Raw genomic sequence first — 17,488 nt, forward strand, 5'->3', positions numbered from 1 at the left:
GAGATTCCTGCCTCTAGATCCGCGAATCGAGCGGTTTCACGGGCTATCCGAGTAATTGCATTACAACTTTCGCGCGATGGGTAGGGGTGCGGGAAACCGTTACGCTCAGTGTCAACTCGCGCCAGACCCACGGCTTCCATATGGAACGTTCGTAAGTCAAGGTGGAAGTCCGGTGCTGAGGAGATGCCCTTCGCGGTTGAAAGGACCGCCTCGTCGGAAGCCACACATGCCTCTTCGCGCGAAGACTCTCGTGCTGTTGACTGTGGCCGCCGGCCTCAGCGGTCTGTGGTGGAGCCTGCACTTTCCCCTGCAGGACTGGGGACGCTTCGGCGTGTACCTGGTGGCGGTGCTGCTGAGTTCGGGACTCAAGATCTCGATGCCACGCGGCGACCGTAAACTGGCCTTCAATCTTCCGTTCATTCTCCTTGCTGTGGTACAGCTCGCTCCGCAGCAGGCCATCGCCCTCGCTGCAGTCTCCTCGCTCGTCGAGTGCCTGGTTGGCATCCGGGCACGTTTCACCTTCACCCAGATTCTGTTTAATGTCGCGAACGTGACGGCCGCTACGGCAGCATGCTGCTGGGCCTTCGCCCTGGGTCGAGGGCATGGCCTGGATATGGCCCCGTCGCTGGCAGCCGCGACCGTTCTGTACTTCCTCATCAACACGCTTACGGTGGCTGCGGTGCTGGCCTGGTCCCAGGGGGAAGGAGCCCTGGGGCTGTGGCAGCGTGAGTTCGCCTGGTACCTTCCGTTCTATTTCGTTAGTGGCACGCTGGCCGTGCTGGTGGTGCTGGTAGGGTCGCGCCTCGGCTGGCTTACGACGCTGCTGCTGCTGCCCGCGATCTACAGCGTCTACCGCGCGTATCGAACGCAGAAGCGTTTGATGGCGGACCGCCAGGACATGCTGGAGGAGACCGAAGCTCTCCACCTTCGTACCATCGAAGGTCTGGCCATGGCGATCGAGGCCAAGGATCACAACACTCACGAGCACCTGCTTCGCGTGCGGATCTACGCGTCGGAGATCGGGCGGCTTCTTGGTCTGGAGCCGGACCAACAGCAGGCGCTTCAGACAGCTTCGTATCTGCACGACATCGGCAAGCTCGCTGTGCCGGAACAGATTCTCAACAAGCCGGGTCACCTGACGCCGGAAGAGTTCGAGAAGATGAAGATCCACACGGTAGTGGGCGCGGACATCGTGGAGCGGGTTCGCTTTCCATACCCCGTGGTGCCGATCGTGCGATCTCATCACGAGTCGTGGGACGGCAGTGGTTACCCGGATGGCCTGTCCGGGGAAGAGATTCCCATCGGTGCTCGCGTGCTTTCGGTCGTGGACTGCTTCGACGCTCTGACATGTGACCGGCCGTACCGTCGAGGTATACCCCTGGATGAGGCGATGGCAATAGTCAAGGCTCGATCCGGGACGCAGTTCGATCCGCACATCGTTGAGGTGCTCGAGAAGAATTACGTTCGTCTTGAGCAGATGGCTCACGAGGGTTCGGGAGATCTTCGGCGCCTTCAGACCGATGTGGTCGTGGAACGCGGCGCGGCTCCGGCTGCCGGGTTTGAGCGCGATGGCTCAACTTTGCTGGATGCGAATGGAGCCGATGAAGCGGGCGCTGCACCGCAGCCGATCCTTGATGCGCTTGGACTAATCGCGGCTGCGGGCAAGGAGTCGCAGGGCCTCTTCGAGATCACGCAGATGCTGGGGAGCTCGTTGAGCCCGAGCGAGACGATCCTCGTGATGTCCTCGCGCCTGCGCCGACTGCTGCCCTTCGATTGCTTCGCGCTCTACCTGATTAGTGGCGAAGGACTTACGCTGCAGCATGTCGATGGTCCAGCGAGCTCTTGCCTCTCCATGCGAACGATCCCGATGGGTGAGGGGCTGTCGGGATACGTTGCGGACTGTGCGCAGCCGATCGTCAACGGCAACCCGCACGTCGAGCCCAACTATGTAGCCGCAGTAGCTGGATCAACGGGGCTGCAATCGGCGCTTTCGATTCCTTTGACCTCACCGACGGGCGAAGTCTTCGCGGTGCTCACGTTGTACTCGACGAAGGCAGACGCCTTCTCCCGGGAACACCTGCGAATCCTCCTCGCGCTGGAGTCAAAGTTCGCCCTGTCACTCGAGAACGCGTTGCGCTTCCGGCAGGCCGAGCAGTACGCGTTGGTGGACCCCCTTACGGAGCTGCCCGGATTGCGCCAGTTCCGCGTTGCCCTCGATGCTGAACTCAATCGATCCCGCCGCTCCGGCGATCCTTTTTCAGTCGCGGTCTGTGACCTGAACCAGTTTCACCAGGTCATGGAAGAACAGGGGCGTTCCGCTGGCGATAACCTGTTGCGATCTCTTGCGGTGGCATTCCGTGAGTCCTGCCGCTCGTATGACGTGGTTGCGAGAGTCGGAGCAAGCAAGTTCCTCTTTCTCTTCCCGGCTGCTGAGGGCGAGCTGAATACTACGCTGGCCGAGCTCATCGAAGCAGCGGTGCGCCGTGTTGTTCAAGGTGAGGCGTCGGCGGTCCAGTTGACCGCGAGCATTGGGGTGGCGTGCTTCCCAAATGATGGCTCCACGGCAGAAGATGTGCTGGCTGCTGCCGATCGCCGGATGCACGTAGAGAAGCGGCGCTATTACGCAACGCATGAGGCCGCGGCCGCAGCTGCGATCAGCCTCGTTGCTGTGGCGTGACGTCTCTCATCTCGGAAGCCTGCTCACGATCAAGCTACTTTGTCCGATTCCGCAACCGTGCGGGCCGCCACACGTCATAGCGCAGCTCTCGCGTGCTGTACGGTCGGGCGCGGACGATCGGTTCCCAGCGCGGCGGACGGTCTTGACGGGGGCTTCGTAGCCACGCGTCGACAACTCCACCCGAAAATGCGGCTCCGCTAAGTACCCGTTCTAAGGTGCGCCGCCAGCGCGGACGGCCAGTGCTGGTGGCCGGGGGCGATGCTGCATCGCGAAGTCCGCTCCAGGAGAGCAGCTCTTTGAGCCCGCGTCTCTCCCTGGATAGCTTCATCCATGCCAGTCCGTGGCGATAGGACACGCCCGCTGCACGCAGCAGGTTCTGAGGATGTTGTGCGGTCACAGCCGCGTTCGGCCGAAGCACCATGCGCACGCTGGCATGGGCGAGGCGCATCACGAACTCCAGCGTGCCCAGGGAGCCGGGTTTCTCGATAAAACCGCCCGCCTCGCGAAAGATCGACGAGCGCACAGCGATGAGCCCGGCGTCGAAAGCATGCAGCGGCGCTGCGCCGCCTCGCATCGGCATACCGAGTGTCTGTCCAACGACAACGCCCAGCAGTGGGTCGGCAAGGAAGGCACGCTCGACGACACGAAGCGAGCCTGGGGCGAGTGTCACATCGGATGCGAGGAAGACCAGCACTTCGCCGAGGGCCTGGTCCGCCGCTCGATTGCGAGCAGCTGCAAGGCCCCGGCGGCGTGAGTTCCGCAGCAGTGTGACGGGCCGGCGGATGCCGCCGAGGTCCAGAGCGATCGGCTGTGGGCTGCCATCATCGACCACGACCATCTCGAGGGCCTCTATCTCCTCCGAGGAGATAGAGAGGACGCATCGCTGCAAAGCGCCCGGTTGTGCGTGGGCGACAAGGAGTATCGAAAGTGTGAGAGAGGGCAGCTCGCGCATGGATTCGAGTCCGCATCACAACGCGCATGATGGAAGGACTGAGCACGAGACTACGCAGGAAAGCATGACTGCGCCAGATAACTTCGGTTCCACCTGGTCACCACGTACCGCGTTGAGCAGGAAGGACTAATGGTGGTCACCACCGTAATCCGACGCGAGGTTACCCAGATATCGGAGCCAGAGATGACCTATGCAGACGCGTGTGGATTGCGCGGTGTGCGCACCCACGCGGCATCCTTTGCTGCAGCGCGTCGGGTCTTCGCGCGTTGGCGCAGCTTGAAGAAGATATGCGCCGGTACGTAGGCAAGAGCGCCAAGGCTCGCGAGCCCTTCCTCGCTGAGGCCTGCAGCAACGATGACGGACAGCGTCATCGCAGCCAGGCCCACAACCGCATAGAGCCGCAGCCATGGGAGCGGTAACGCGAGCGACAGCAGAAGGCACATGGCAACGCTGGCCGTCGGACGCGCCAGTAGTTCGAGCAGCGGCTCGACGAGGCGCAGCTCGCCGCAAAGCACAGAGCGCAGCATGGGCATGGTGAGTCTGCGGCGCAGAAGTTGACGGCCGCCTTCCCAGCGCGCGCGTTGTGTTGCTGCAGCTGAGGAGCCTTCGGGCATTTCGCCAGCTACATGGGCGTCGTCGACAAAGACCACTCGCATGCCCGCGCGTACCAGGGCGAGGTGGTACTCCACGTCTTCGACGATGGAGTGCGAGGTGTAGGGAAGTCCGGCGAGCGTGCGGCGCGAAAGCGCGAAGCCATTGCCGAAGATGCCGCACGAGAGCCCGAGTCGCGCTCGTCCCCGGGGACGCAGCACGTTGATCGCAACCAGCGCGAGAGCCTGCAGCCTGGTGCGCGGCGTGGTGGTATTGGCCGCGATGTAGCGGCACTGTGCCGCGGCTGCGCCTTGCTGCAGCGCGGTCGCGATGAGGGCCGTTGTATCAGTCGCGACGGTTGAGTCCGCGTCGATCACGAGCACAGCGTCCGCGTCGCCATGCAGGGCATGGTGAAAGCCATGATCGAGGGCCGCACCTTTTCCGTGCCCGGATGTCTCATTGAGTACAAGCACGGTAGCTCCCGCGAGCTTCGCGTTCTCTGCGGTGGCATCGGTGCAGTTGTGCGCGACGACGTAGATTGCCGACGGGGCGTAGCGGCTGGCTTTGAGGCTGCGCACACATGCGGCGATGAGCTGCTCCTCATTGTGCGCTGGCACCACCACGGCGAGGCGAAGCGTGAGAGTCTCGTGAGCTTTGATTCGAGCTGGCGGCAGAATGGCGGCGCTCGACAGAACGAGCAGCTCTGCGACGAGGGGAAGCGTCGCAAGTACGAGCACGCCGCCGAGAAGGTTCAGTGCGAGGTGTAGAGCGATGTGGAATGCAGGCATCATGCAGCGGACCTCATGTGTACACCTGCTGGAATTGGAATGCAGATTGCCGAACGCGCTGCGGCATAGGGATGGCCTGCGCCCAGCCTGCAAGCAGAAACAAGAGCTCGTAGGGCTGATTGCCGAGGAAGACGGTCGTAATGGTGCCGAGCAGCCCGATGAAGATCCCCAGCAGTGCGAAAGCGAAGCTGCTGTCATCGCGATTCGGCGCATTCAGAGCGATATAAGCGAGACGTATGACTGTGCTGACGCCGAGCAGGCAGAGGGCAGCCAGGCCAGCGAAGCCTTGCGTCAGGGCGATGAAGAGGTACTCGTTGTCGATGGAGCCTTGTCCCGGTACCTGGGGGAAGGTATCGCCCCAACCCCAAAGTCCGCCCTCGCGTGCGATGGGGGCGTAGTTATCGAGAAGCTGGCTTCTGTACTGCGCGGTCTGCTGCTCATCGCTGGCGGGAGCGCCGTCGCTGACGTAGTTCTTGAGGCCGGAGTAGGCGATGGCGCCGAAGAGCGCGATCCCGACGAAGGCGAACTTGGCGGTGCGCTTCACATTCTTTGCTCGCCCGACAAAGAGCACGGGAAGCGCTGCAAGACAGCCAAGCCAGGGGCCACGCGCCTGCGTCATCAGGAGCGTGATGACGAGGAGACCGATGATCGCGAAGGGCTTGGAGACGGGAGTCCACTCCAGGCCCTTGAAGCGCGGTTCCCACTGCTGCCGATGAAGCAGCCAAATTGCGAAGACGAGCCCTGTGAAGAGCACCATGCCGGCAAGCTCGGATTGCCCGAAAGGCCCGGAGACGCGACCGAATCCCCACCGGATCTGGGTCTTCCAGGAGAAGGACTCATCGGGGAAGAGCGGTTGCCAGATCATCGAGTATGGGTTGCGACCCATGGGGTATTCGTAGAGCGCGAGGATGCAACCGAGGAAGAGCAGGAAGGTGAACCGCTTCACCGTAGCCACCCGGGCGCCGTGCTGCTCGATGAGCGTCTTGCCGATCATGTAAGGCGTCAACGCGAGGGCGACGGTGTTGAAGCCGTCGAAGATCGCATTGGTGCGCATGTCGAGGAGGTACTCGGCGTAGTACGAGGAGATGATGAAGAGCGGCAGCGCCAGGTCGGCTACCGTCCAACGCCAGCGCGGGAGCTCCTTGATCAGGATGGCGATGCATAGCGGCACCAGCACGGCTTCGGAGAAGTTGATCGGGGGAAGCGCCGCGACCTTCCAGAAGAAGTAGGTCGGGATCAGCATGAAGACCGTCAGATAGACGTTGAGAAACGTCTTCGTCAGCGACCAGTAGAAGAGGCCGACGATGCAGATCAGGCACGGGATGAGGATCACGATCGACATGGCCGGCAGCCGCTGGAGTTCCGGGCATGGACTCCCAGGGAGCTTTAGTCTAGGTCGTGGCTGAAGGTCTGACGATGCCCCTCTCCGCGACGCTGGGACGCCTTTTGTGGGATGTTCCAACACGTGCGTCGCATGGCACAAACGTTAGGATGGATCGCGTTCTACCTGCCGGTGAAGAGCTTCTGCCAACTCCAGAGTCGGCGGTGGTGTGGCTTACGGGCTTCCCGGCCGGTTCCGCTCCATGGCTCCTCGAACGGGCAGCTGCCTTATTGACTACGGGAGAACGCAGCGGTGCAGAGCGCATGCGCTTGCCAGAGGCGCGATCCGAGTTCCTGCTGGGCCGCGCGCTGTTACGTTCGCTGCTGGCTCGACGGCTGGGGTGTAGCGCCGGCGCGGTGCCGCTGGAGGCCATCCCACAGCACAAGCCCAGGCTGATGCCGGGATCCGGCCCGATCGAGTTCAACCTCTCGCATGCAGGGGGACGCATTGCGATTGCAATGACCCAGGGAGTGTCGGTGGGTGTCGACATCGAGGCCATCGACCCCGAAGTGGAGTTCATGGAGATCGCGGGTAGCCACTTCGCCGCGGCGGAGAGATCCGTCCTCGTGCGCGCCAGGGAAGACTGCCGTGCGCGCTGTTTCTTCCGCCTATGGACGCGGAAGGAAGCGGTCGTCAAGGCCGCGGGAGATGGACTGACGCTACCTCTGGATGGCTTCGACGTCTCGCCTGCACTGCCGGAAGAATTGTCCCTTGTGATCGACAGCCTGGAGTGCGGAATGGGCTCCTGGTATGTGCGGGACGTGCCCGCCGAAGGCCAGTTCACGGCAGCGATCGCGTTGGCTAAGCCGGGCATGCTGGTACACCGTGTCGTGCTGGACGAGCAGAACGTGGCTTCACTGTTTCAGGCCGGGACAGCGTTCTCCCAGGTTCGCGTCGCCTGACAACGCTTGATGGCTCCGGATATTCGAAACGCATCCCCTCCTGGTAATACGCCTGAGACGTTACCGAATACCACCGAGGTTACTGACAAGTGATTGCACCGGGATGCGGAAGTTGTATTGAGAAGGCAGGCACCCCCTCCTAGTCTTTGCAAAGACATCGGGCGAACAGCGCCCCGAGTCAGGAGCGCACCGTGTCACTTCTCGCGTCGTGGACTTATCCCCGGGAAAGTGCAGGCGTCCTCGAAGGGCCGGCCGGTGCGCGTACCATTCCGCGGCGGCCCAGCTTCGCCGACACGGCGCACATTACTTCGATCGCGCCGGATGTTCGCACGGTCGCGCTCTTCGGGCTTCCCATCGCCAACGTAAGCATGGATGAGGCTGTCGCTCACATTGAGCATGCCATCGAGGCGCGCCGCTTCGAACAGATCGCTACAGCCAATCTCGATTTCGCGCGAAACGCCCGCGTCGACGCCAATCTGCATCGCGTCATCTGCGACTGCACCATGGTCGTCCCCGATGGTGCCCCCATGTTGTGGGCAGCGAAGCTCTTCAATCGACCCTTGAAGCAGCGTGTTACCGGTGTAGACCTGGTTCCGCGCCTCGCGAAGCTTTCCGCAGACAAGGGCTACGGTATCTACCTGCTAGGTTCGACGGAATCCCGCGCGGACCGCGCGGTGCAGGTTCTCGAGGGCCGATTCCCGGGGCTGCACATCGCAGGGCGCTATGCTCCTCCTCCGTGTCCGCTTGATGAGATGGACGATGATGCCATCCTTGAGCGAATCCACACCGCCAAGACGCGGATTCTGCTGGTGGCATTCGGCAATCCGAAGCAGGAGCTGTGGATCGCACGAAATCGCGATCGCCTGGAAGGCATTGTGGCCATCGGCATCGGCGGTTCGCTGGATATGATCGCGGGCAGCCTCCGCCGTGCTCCGGGCATCATTCAGGCGATGCAGCTGGAGTGGCTCTTCCGCATGGCGCAGGAGCCTCGCCGTCTGCTGCCGCGGTATGCTCGTGACTTCCGCGCGCTGATGCATCATCTTCCGACCGAGCTTTCCGCGAGCAGGCGCCAGGGCAGCCAGGCCAAGCTCTGGCCCATGGAGGTCACCTCCGACGAGAAAACGCGCATTCTGCGGGTTCCGGAGATCCTGACGGGCTCGGACTGCTACGCTGTGGTGCGCGAGGCCTCTTCGGCCGCGCGGCGCGGGCAGATGCTGATCTTCGACCTGGTCCTGACGGGACGCATCGAGGCCGATGGCCTTGGCTCCCTGTTGGAAGCGCGCCGCATCATGTCCGCGGCGAAGCTTCCCGTGTGGACGGTCGGCATCAACGAGCCGGTGCGACGGCTGGTGGAATCGGCCGGCCTTACCGAGATGGTCCGCTTTGTCCGGAATGTCCCTGAGGCTGTTCGCCTTGCGGGTCGCCCAACCAGCGACCGGCGGCGCAACACCCAGCCCTACGCTGGGCAGGAGCGCCGCGATTCGCGCCGTCAGCGCCGGGCTCCTCGCGCTTGAATTGCGTCTCCGCAGGGCCAAAGGTTGTATCTGGCGCCGACGGTACACTGACACTTACGGGGACTAGTCATACCCCATCCCTTTCTAAGAGCCTGAAACAGATCCTCCAGCCTCGTCTGGAGAAACCTGGAGACCGCTCTGTGACGTGCCATACTCCCCAGCGTATCGACCGCATCGGCAGACGCGCTCTGTCGTCCGTCGCGTGCGCCCTGCTCCTTGCGAGCGCATGGGGAACGTCGCAGGCTCAGAAGGGTGGTCCGTCGGACGTTCCGTCCAACCAGGCCAGCCAGACATTGCAACTCCGCGCATTGGAAAGTGCGCCAGACGCTCCCTATCAGCTGGGCAAAGGCGATGCGATCGTCGTCAACTTCGGCGGCCGTCCCGAGATGGACTCCAAGCAGGTGGTTGGACCGGACGGCAAGATCACTCTTCCCATCGCCGGATCGATTCTTGTCGCAGGCAGGACGCGTGAAGAGGCTGCGACCTCGATCGCCACGGCACTCGAACCGTACTACCCGGCCCTGACGGTAACCGTCGGTGTGGAGAAGTACACGTCCAACCAGGTGATGCTGCTGGGCGCCGTCGAACATCCGGGGCTTGTCACCTTCGACCGTGCACCGACGCTGCTCGAGGTGATCGCCCGTGGGGGTGCGCTGGAGAGCTCGCGCACGACGCACGCCGATGCGAGCTACAACATGACCTCGAACCTGACGGCTCGCGGTCCGGCTGTGCCGGAGCGCGTCGCGATCTATCGGGGCACCGACAAGGTTGTGTGGGTTGACCTGAAGCAGCTTCTCGACTCGGGCAGCCCTCTTGCGGCCATCCGGCTGGAACGGGACGACATCGTTTATGTGCCGTCGGCTGCGGAGCGCTACGTCTCCGTCCTCGGATCGGTGCAGCACGCAGGCGCCATCCAGCTCGACGATTCGAGCACCGTGGCGAAGCTAATCGGCCTCGCCGGTGGATTCACTCCGGATGCTGGTCGCTACCCGCAGATTCAGATCATCTCTACGACGACGGGAAAGACCCGGACAATTTCATTCAAGGAAGTACTCGAAGCTCATAATCTCGACCTCACGTTGCACTCCGGCGATGTGCTGTACATCCCGATGAGTGGCTTCAACCGTGTCGCGTACACCCTGGACAAACTTTCTCCGCTGGTGACGATGTTCACCGCCGGCGCATTCCTCACGCATTGATCGAAGGACAACGGTCACCTCATCCAGGTGGCTCAGGGGCCCAAAAGCAAGCATGAAGCCATCACGAATTGACGGACTGGAGCTTCCCGCAGTGGGAGGCGCGGCAACGCGCTCCGCGGCTCCGCCTGCCTTCCGTCTGGACGTTGTGCGCAGCGTGCGGCAACATGTCCCGCTTGCCTTGTCGGTCGGTACGATTGTCTTTGCGCTGGTGGTGATCTTCGCCCTCTCGCGCAAGCCTATGTACCAGGCGGAGAGCATGACGTACGTGGAGCCCCTGGTGACACGCAGCGTCGACGACGGCACACCGGGCGTCTACGATCCCTCCCGCTACGACTCCTACCTGCAGCAGCAGATGCAGACCGCCACGCGGCCAGACATCCTGGAGCAGGCGATCGCGACCCTTCCCGCGGGCACGTGGCAGCTGCCGGGAGAAGACATTCACAGCGCTGCAGCTCGCCTGGCAGCCTCGCTGAAGGTGCAGCGCGTGGCCCAGAGTTACCAGCTGTCGATCAGCCTCAGCAGCCCGAATCCACGTCAGGCTGCGGATGTTGTGAACGCCGCGACCAATATCTTCCTGCAGCAAGGGCGGCACGACGAGACGGTGCGGCAGGATGGCCGCTTGCAGTTGCTCAAGGAAGAGCACGCACGCATCCAGGCGGAGCTCGACGCAGACCAGAAAGAGCAGACCCAGCTTGGCCAGCAGCTCGGAGTGGCGGACCCGGCGGGTTCGTTCGGCAATCCCTTCGACTCGCAGCTCGCGAACATTCGCTCTGAGCTGGTGAGCGCACGCCAGGCGCACGATATTGCTGCCGCTCAGCTCGCAACCATTGCCTCGGCTAAGGACCCTGACGGCGCGAAGGCCGTCGCCGACGATGCGATTGCCAGCGATGCCACCGTGACCGCGCTGAAGCAGACCATCACCCAGCGGCGCGCGCTACTGGCCAGCCAGATGGCGGCTCTGACGCCGGCGAATCCGGTCTACAAGCAGGACCAGCAGGAGATCGCGCAGCTCGACAAGCAGCTTGATGGCCGCGTGACGCAGCTGCGTGATGTTGCAGAGCGCAAGCTGGAAGATAAGCTTCGACTGGACCTCGAGCGAACGGGCGATGTGGAGGCCCGGCTCAACGGGCAACTGGCACAGCAGACCGCGCTGGCGCATACTGCGGCGCCGCGGCTGCAGCGGGCGACCGAGCTGGCTGCAGATATCACTCGGCTGGAGAATCGATACACCACCGTTGAAGAAGCGATTCGCAGTCTTTCGCTGGATACGAATGGCCCCGGTACCACGCACTTGGTCGTTGCCGCTTCGGTGCCATCCAAGCCTGAGCCCAGCAAACAGAGACTGCTGTTTGCGCTGGCATTGCCTCTCGGCCTCCTCGCCGGAATTGCCGCTGCAGTCTTCGCCCGCAAGCGTGACCCGCGCCTCTACACCGAGGGCGACGTGGAGGAGCAGATCGGATTCCTGCCCATGGTGTCGATGCCGGCGCTAGAAGAGGTATCGAGCGTAGCTGCGGAAGAATACCTGTTGCGCATGGCCGCCGCCCTCGAACGCGCCTATCGTGTGGGTAAGGCGAGGACCTTCGTCTTCACCGCAGCGACTCCGACCACTGATATCTCGGGCTTCGTCCATGCGTTGCGCTTGAAGCTTATCGGTCTTGGGTTCAAGACCCAGGCCGTCTCTGCCGACGAAGCTTTGCTGGGGCAAAACGTCGGCGTCCAGCCGGCAGCGGTTCGGCCAGGTTTGCAGGACGGCCTCGCGACCGCGAGCCTGGACCGGCTCAAGTCCAGCTATGACATGATCCTGCTCGAGGCCCGGCCGCTGATGCATTCGGCGGAGGCCGAGTATGCGGTGCGTACCGCAGACGCGACGATCCTCGTTGTCGAGAGCGCCTTCACGACCAACGAAGAGATCCGAGAGTGCGCCCTCCTGCTGCAGCGGCTCAAGGCCGATGGCATCGGAGTGGCCTTGCTCGGACTGCACCGCAACGTCGTTGGAGCCGAGATGCGCGCGTCGATCGCAGAGGCCGAGCGCCGCCGGCCAGCGCGTGCAATTCCTACCGCGACCGCCGAGCCTAAAGTGTTGGAAGATCGTGTGTACGACATGATGGAGCGTCGCGCCCGGCAGGAGAGAGTGGTTTCTGCCCGTGAAGACGCCGGGAAACTTGGTATCGTGGAGCCAAAGCGTGCTCCCGACGAGGATCAGGCCCCGTACGAAGATCGAATCTCATCCTTCCAGCACGAAGAGCAGGATGGTACGCCTTACGTGGAGTGCGTGACCGCTGCTCGACCGAACGTCACACCTGCCACTATCTCTCGTCCGGTCTCGTCGGCCAGCACCCGGGAGGTCCCCATGCGGGACAAGATGGACGACCTGCGCAAGAGCCTTGCGCAAGTGGAATTCACAGACAACAACATCGCAGATGATCTGCCTGATGGGAGTCCAGCCGTGGGTCGAAGCTTCTTCCGCTTCTTTGAACGTAATCCGGAGGAGGAATCTCCGGCAGTGATTGGCTCGGAGATCGAGCGCGCCTTTGATCGTGTGCTCAAGCGCCCAGAGCCGCAGCCCCGTCGGTCGAACTCCAGCCAGGAGTTTGGCCGAACCGCGGCCGAACCGACGCCGCAGCTTCCTTCGCGCTACATCCCCGCAGAGCCCGCGCCGCCGGTCATCCCGGAGCGTCATCCTCTGATGCAGGACCTCGTGCCTGCGGAGCCGATGCAGCCTGCGTGGAGCTTCGCTCCCGAGAACCACGCGCCTGACCGCGAAAGCAACAGCTACGACGCTTCAAGCTACGATTCTGCTGGCTACGATTCAGGGAATCATTCAGCTGAGGGCTACATGTCCGAAAGCTATGCTGCCGCGCCCTCGTCCCACCAGCCCGACTTCGACACTCTCCGTGAGTTGAGAATGCCCTGGGGACAGTCCGAGCCCGAGGCGATTGAGCCTGAGGTGTCGCCGCTTTCTGAAGCAAGAATGCCCTGGACGTATTCCTCATCGTCCTATGCACCGCAATCGCACACGTCGGACGATGCGCTGCATCCGGTGGCCGAAGAGCCGATGCAACATGCAGTGTCGAAGGCCGCGACGGGGCCGACGCCCCCTGCTCCATCCTCCGACCGCAGAGCTCTCTATCCGGTCTATGTGCCGTCGGAGAATGTGATCGCCGCCCGCATGCCCCAGCCACCGGCTACCGCACTGGACCCTGCGCCCGCGCACTTCCCTGATCCGGAGCTCACACCGTTTGCCAGGGAGCAGCACCGGCGGGAAGTCGCTCGTGCGGCCGAACCCCTTCCCGTAGCGCTCGTCGATCCCCGGCTGGACTCGGGTACCTTCCGTCACGTCGCGCCAGCCGAGATGACCACGGATCATCTTCGCTCCGAGCTCATTCCGGCGCATGCGACCGCAGTCGACCCGGCCGGGTCGATGTACGTGTTACGCGATGAGTTGTCCTCTCCGCTCGCATCGGCTCGCGTTGCTCCGGAGATGCGCGTCGCCGAACCGATCGCCATCAGCTCGGCCCGCAGTGCAGCGGCCGTAGCGGCCCAGCGCCTCGCCGCAAAGATGGCAGCTGAGCTTCCCGCCGCGCCTCCAACCCCTTCTTTTCCGCGGCGTGAGCATATCTCCGGCCACCACGCAGCATTTGCTGCCGAGGCTGTGACACCGGTAGTCGCCAGCCCGATCGCCGCAACTCCTGTGAGTTCAGCGTCCGCAGTCGAGGCGCCGGATGAAGACATGCCTGGCTGGCTTTCGAGTGCTGAGGCCGAGCGTATCCGCCAACTGCTGGCGCGCTTCTCAGATGGCGTGGCGCGTTCGCAGGTCGAGGAGCCGGCCGCGACCTGGTTTGCCCAGCCGAGAAGTGCAGAGTCGCAGCCGGAGCCTGTGCCGGCTCTGGCGTCTGGCCCTCTGTACGCAGCCTCTGCGTTTCAGCCGATTCAAGCGCCCGAGCCGAAGAGTGCGTCTGACCTTCGCCCGGTCGCGTCGGTGGCCACGGCACGCCCCACCGACGCGGAGATCCACTTCGGCTACTCGCACGCTCAGCCGTCCGTTCCCGCAGTCGAGGTTACGTCGTCTGCGTGGGGTGCGCCTTCGGCAGCAGCAGCATCCTTCGTAGAGCCTGTGATCGCAGAGCCTGCAGTCCCGAGCTTTTCCGCGTACACTCCGTCAGTTTCGATTGAGGCCCCGCAGGTTTCCGCTTCAGCGCCTGTCAGCTGGTCGGTTCCGGATGCAATCCATGCTCCTGATTTCGGCGTGCCGGCTGAGCTGAAGGCCTACGAGATCCCGGCCTCGACGCTCCCCGCAGCTTCGATGCCCGTCCCCGAGTTTGCTTCGGCAGCGCACTTCGAGCAGCCCGCAGCTGCGCTGGATGCGGAGCCGGAAGGCGAAGTCGTTCCAGAGCTGCAGTGGCCGTCTTGGCCGACTCTCGCGCGCAATGCAACGCTTCTTCCGTCGGATCACCAGGAGGCGGAATCGCGACCCTGGTACGAGACCTTCGAGAACCACTTCCGCGAGGCCTCGCAGAACGAGTCGCTTGTCGTTGCGGAATCAGTTCCGCACGTCGCAGTCGAGCCGGCTCCCATCGCCGATGCAGATGCCGAGCCCGCGCCCAAGCCGGTTAGCTACGCTCCGGTTGCACCAACTCACGCGGAGCCGGCTCAAGCGGCACCCACTCCGGCACCGGGTCTTGCACTCCAGGTTGAGGCTCCGACCGAATCGATGGCCGCTCCGGTTGTCATCCGGGTGGCGGAGGCCGCGCCTCAGCCCGTGATCGAGGCCGTCAACAACTCGCAGACCCACGCTGTTCTGCCGACGAATCCCATCTCGACTCTCTACTCGAGCCATGCACCGTCCGCGGTCTCTCGTGCTTCGGCCGAGGCGGTGCTCGCGCGTACCCTGGCGCAGGCCCCGGTACGTTCCTTCGAAGAGTCCGGGCCGCTGTACTTTCACGAGTCGCATCCTGCGACTCCGATGCCGCGTGCCGACGCGGGGGAAACGCTCCGCTTCAACGGGAACGGGCACGCTCCCTCGAATGGCAACGGCACTTCGACAAATGGCAACGGTAACGGCCACGCCAGCAATGGCAACGGTCACCCGGTCAATGGGTACCAGCGGCTCGTTGAATCCTCACGGTACGAGCTCCAGGCGGCTGAGGTCGAGTTTGAAGCGCCCACCCCCTGGAAGACGCGCAAGCCGCCTGTTTCAGCGCCCGCTCAGGTCGATGAACTGACCCCACAGCCTGGCCGCTGGGGTATGCTGAGTCGCTTCGATCCTCACTCGACCAGCGCCGATGTGCTCGGTCCCGCAGGTGCGCGTTTCGCTGAGGATCGCGACGATTCTGAAGAGGAGCCGCAGCGCAGGTCTGCCACACGTTAGCCCATGAGCATCTTTCGCCAGATTCGCAGCGACTGGATCGCGCATCAGCGCGACTGGTCGCGGCATGGCTTCTGGGCTCTGATGGTCTATCGTTTCGGCAACTGGCGCTATGGCATCCGCCCGCGCGCCCTGCGCATGCCTTTCTCGTTCGCCTATCGCGTGCTGCACTTCATCTCGATCAGCCTCTGTGGCATTGAACTGCCGTGCGAGGTGAAGCTGGGCGACCGCTTCGTCATCGAGCATGTCGGCGGCATCGTCATCAGCGGCGACGCCGTCTTTGGCGAAGACTGCGTGATTCGCAATGGTGTTACCGTAGGGCTTCGTCATCGCGGCCAGCGTGGCTCGCCATGCATCGGTGATCGCGTGGACATAGGCGCCGGAGCCAAACTGCTGGGGCCAATCCGGATTGGAAACGATGTGGCCATCGGCGCCAATGCAGTGGTGCTCTGTGACGTACCGGATGGCTGCGTCGCCGTCGGAATTCCCGCTCGTATCCTTTCGCGTCGCAGCCATGACGTTCCAACTGTTGAAGCAGGCATGGAAGATCTGGTGCTGCGATGAGTCTCACGACATCGAGCACGGTGGTAGCTGCGACGCTGAGTGTTGTGATCATCGGTCGCAACGAAGGTGCGCGTCTCGAGCGGTGCCTGGAGTCGATCGCACGTATGGACCGCGAGGGCCTGCAGGTCGATGTGATCTACGTCGACTCCGACTCGAAGGACAACAGCGTAGAGCTCGCGCGACGGCACGGAGCCCGCGTCGTCGCGCTTCATCCCATCAGGCCGACGGCGGCGCTTGGCCGCAATGCAGGCTGGCACGAATCGCAGGCCGAGTTCGTGCTCTTTCTCGATGGCGACACGATCCTCGACCCGCAGTTTGTGCAGAAAGCACTCCCTGAGTTTGCGCAGCCGCGCATCGCCTGTGTCTGGGGCCATCGGCGCGAGAGAAAGCCGCTGCGTTCCATCTACTCGCGCGTGCTGGATCTCGACTGGATCTATGCTCCGGGAATCGTTCCGTTCTGTGGCGGCGACGCAATCTTCCGTCGCAGCGTGCTCATCACGGCCCGTGGGTATGACGAGACGCTGATCGCCGGCGAGGAGCCGGAACTCTGCCAGCGATTGCAGATCCTCGGTCACCGCATCCTGCACATCGATACCCCAATGACGGAGCATGACCTGGCGATCGATCGCTTTGCGCAGTACTGGAAGCGCGCCGAACGAGCAGGTCATGCCTACGCCGAGGTCTCGACCCGGCTTGCAGGTACAAAGTTTCCCTTGTGGTCCGAGGAGTCGCGGAGGAACCGGCTCCACGCTCTCGTGCTGATCGCTGTGCCGGTGATCGCGATCAGTGGGAGTGTGCTTTTGCGATCCGCGTGGCCGTTGCTCACGCTTGCGTTGCTCCCCATGGTCTTCCTGCGCTCGGCGTGGAAGGCGAGATGGAAGAAGGCAGACCCGATCACGCTGATGCTCTACGGTGTGCACTCGCACCTGCAGCAGATTCCAATTGCGGTCGGCCAGTGGCGGTATCGAGTCGGCCGGCGCAAGGGGCGGACCATGAAGCTGGTGGAATACAAGCGGTCCTAGCGCGTCTGCAAGGGCTTCGCAGGAACTCCGCCAACGGTTTCTCCTGCAGCTACATCACGCGTGACGACAGCATTCGCACCAACCGTCGCATGATCGCCCAAAGTCACTCCGCTGAGTACCGCTACACCACGGCCGATCCATACCTCTCGCCCGAGCACGATGGGTCTTGCGACGTGGGGCGAGTCTCTCAGCGTGATTCCGGACTCGCGCGTGTGGTTTGCGTCGCGAAGGCTGGCGTATTCGCCAACCATGCAACCATCGCCAAGAACGATCCGGGAGCGAGCAACGATGTGCACTCCGCTCGACAAGACAACGCCCTTGCCAAGCACGATCTCTCCATCTCCTTCGGTCTCTAGATAGACCCCGGGATACAGGAGAGCGTCGCCGCCGAACCGTATGTTTCCGGTGCCGTAGACCTGGGTGGCGCCCATCACGACTACAGAAGCCGGCAGTGGATGGCGCAGTGCGGCAGCGAGCCTTGCATGCGAGATCAATCTCACTACAAGGACACGCGGAAGTTCGATTGTGCGGAG

Annotated in this window: 11 protein-coding genes; 7 read left to right on the plus strand and 4 right to left on the minus strand. The window is 63.2% G+C overall.

Features of this window, described 5'->3' with window-relative positions; all coding sequences use genetic code 11:
* Positions 1–226 precede the first annotated feature (226 nt).
* A complete protein-coding gene (locus tag C4S68_RS16300) occupies positions 227–2,677 on the plus strand; it encodes a sensor domain-containing diguanylate cyclase/phosphohydrolase (protein ID WP_160115195.1) in 2,451 nt (816 codons plus the stop codon).
* A 34-nt stretch (positions 2,678–2,711) separates the two neighbouring features.
* Here C4S68_RS16300 and C4S68_RS16305 read toward each other — a convergent pair whose 3' ends face one another.
* The 3 genes from C4S68_RS16305 to C4S68_RS16315 all read right to left on the minus strand — a co-directional run bounded on the left by C4S68_RS16305 (position 2,712) and on the right by C4S68_RS16315 (position 6,350).
* Positions 2,712–3,629, minus strand: a complete 918-nt coding sequence (locus C4S68_RS16305; protein ID WP_103934178.1) for a glycosyltransferase family 2 protein — start codon at positions 3,627–3,629, stop codon at positions 2,712–2,714.
* Between the two features lie 188 nt (positions 3,630–3,817).
* Positions 3,818–5,011, minus strand: a complete 1,194-nt coding sequence (locus C4S68_RS16310) for a glycosyltransferase family 2 protein (protein WP_160115196.1) — start codon at positions 5,009–5,011, stop codon at positions 3,818–3,820.
* A 10-nt stretch (positions 5,012–5,021) separates the two neighbouring features.
* On the minus strand, positions 5,022–6,350 hold the full coding sequence (locus C4S68_RS16315) for an O-antigen ligase family protein (RefSeq protein ID WP_103934180.1): 1,329 nt from the start codon (positions 6,348–6,350) through the stop codon (positions 5,022–5,024).
* Positions 6,351–6,652: 302 nt separating this feature from the next.
* Here C4S68_RS16315 and C4S68_RS16320 point away from each other — a divergent pair, with 302 nt between their 5' ends.
* The 6 genes from C4S68_RS16320 to C4S68_RS16345 all read left to right on the plus strand — a co-directional run bounded on the left by C4S68_RS16320 (position 6,653) and on the right by C4S68_RS16345 (position 16,955).
* Entirely contained in the window at positions 6,653–7,291 is a 639-nt protein-coding gene (locus C4S68_RS16320) for a 4'-phosphopantetheinyl transferase family protein (RefSeq protein ID WP_160115197.1), read from the plus strand.
* A gap of 191 nt (positions 7,292–7,482) precedes the next feature.
* Entirely contained in the window at positions 7,483–8,805 is a 1,323-nt protein-coding gene (locus tag C4S68_RS16325) for a WecB/TagA/CpsF family glycosyltransferase (protein WP_103934182.1), read from the plus strand.
* A 140-nt stretch (positions 8,806–8,945) separates the two neighbouring features.
* Positions 8,946–10,004, plus strand: a complete 1,059-nt coding sequence (locus C4S68_RS16330; protein WP_160115198.1) for a polysaccharide biosynthesis/export family protein — start codon at positions 8,946–8,948, stop codon at positions 10,002–10,004.
* 52 nt (positions 10,005–10,056) lie between these two features.
* Positions 10,057–15,372 (plus strand): exopolysaccharide transport family protein, encoded by a 5,316-nt coding sequence (locus tag C4S68_RS16335; protein ID WP_146072184.1) that lies wholly within the window; start codon positions 10,057–10,059, stop codon positions 15,370–15,372.
* A gap of 3 nt (positions 15,373–15,375) precedes the next feature.
* Positions 15,376–15,933 (plus strand): serine O-acetyltransferase, encoded by a 558-nt coding sequence (locus tag C4S68_RS16340; RefSeq protein WP_235011654.1) that lies wholly within the window; start codon positions 15,376–15,378, stop codon positions 15,931–15,933.
* Positions 15,930–16,955, plus strand: a complete 1,026-nt coding sequence (locus tag C4S68_RS16345; protein ID WP_103934185.1) for a glycosyltransferase — start codon at positions 15,930–15,932, stop codon at positions 16,953–16,955. The genes C4S68_RS16340 and C4S68_RS16345 overlap by 4 nt, the downstream gene beginning before the upstream one ends.
* On the opposite strand, the gene C4S68_RS16350 is transcribed toward C4S68_RS16345, so the two are convergent.
* Positions 16,952–17,386: an acyltransferase gene (locus tag C4S68_RS16350; RefSeq protein WP_235011655.1), complete on the minus strand. Its 435-nt coding sequence runs from the start codon at positions 17,384–17,386 to the stop codon at positions 16,952–16,954. The two genes, C4S68_RS16345 and C4S68_RS16350, sit on opposite strands and share 4 nt — an antisense overlap.
* Positions 17,387–17,488 lie beyond the last annotated feature (102 nt).

Origin of the sequence: Bryocella elongata, from assembly GCF_900108185.1 — a bacterium.
Lineage (GTDB): Bacteria > Acidobacteriota > Terriglobia > Terriglobales > Acidobacteriaceae > Granulicella > Granulicella elongata.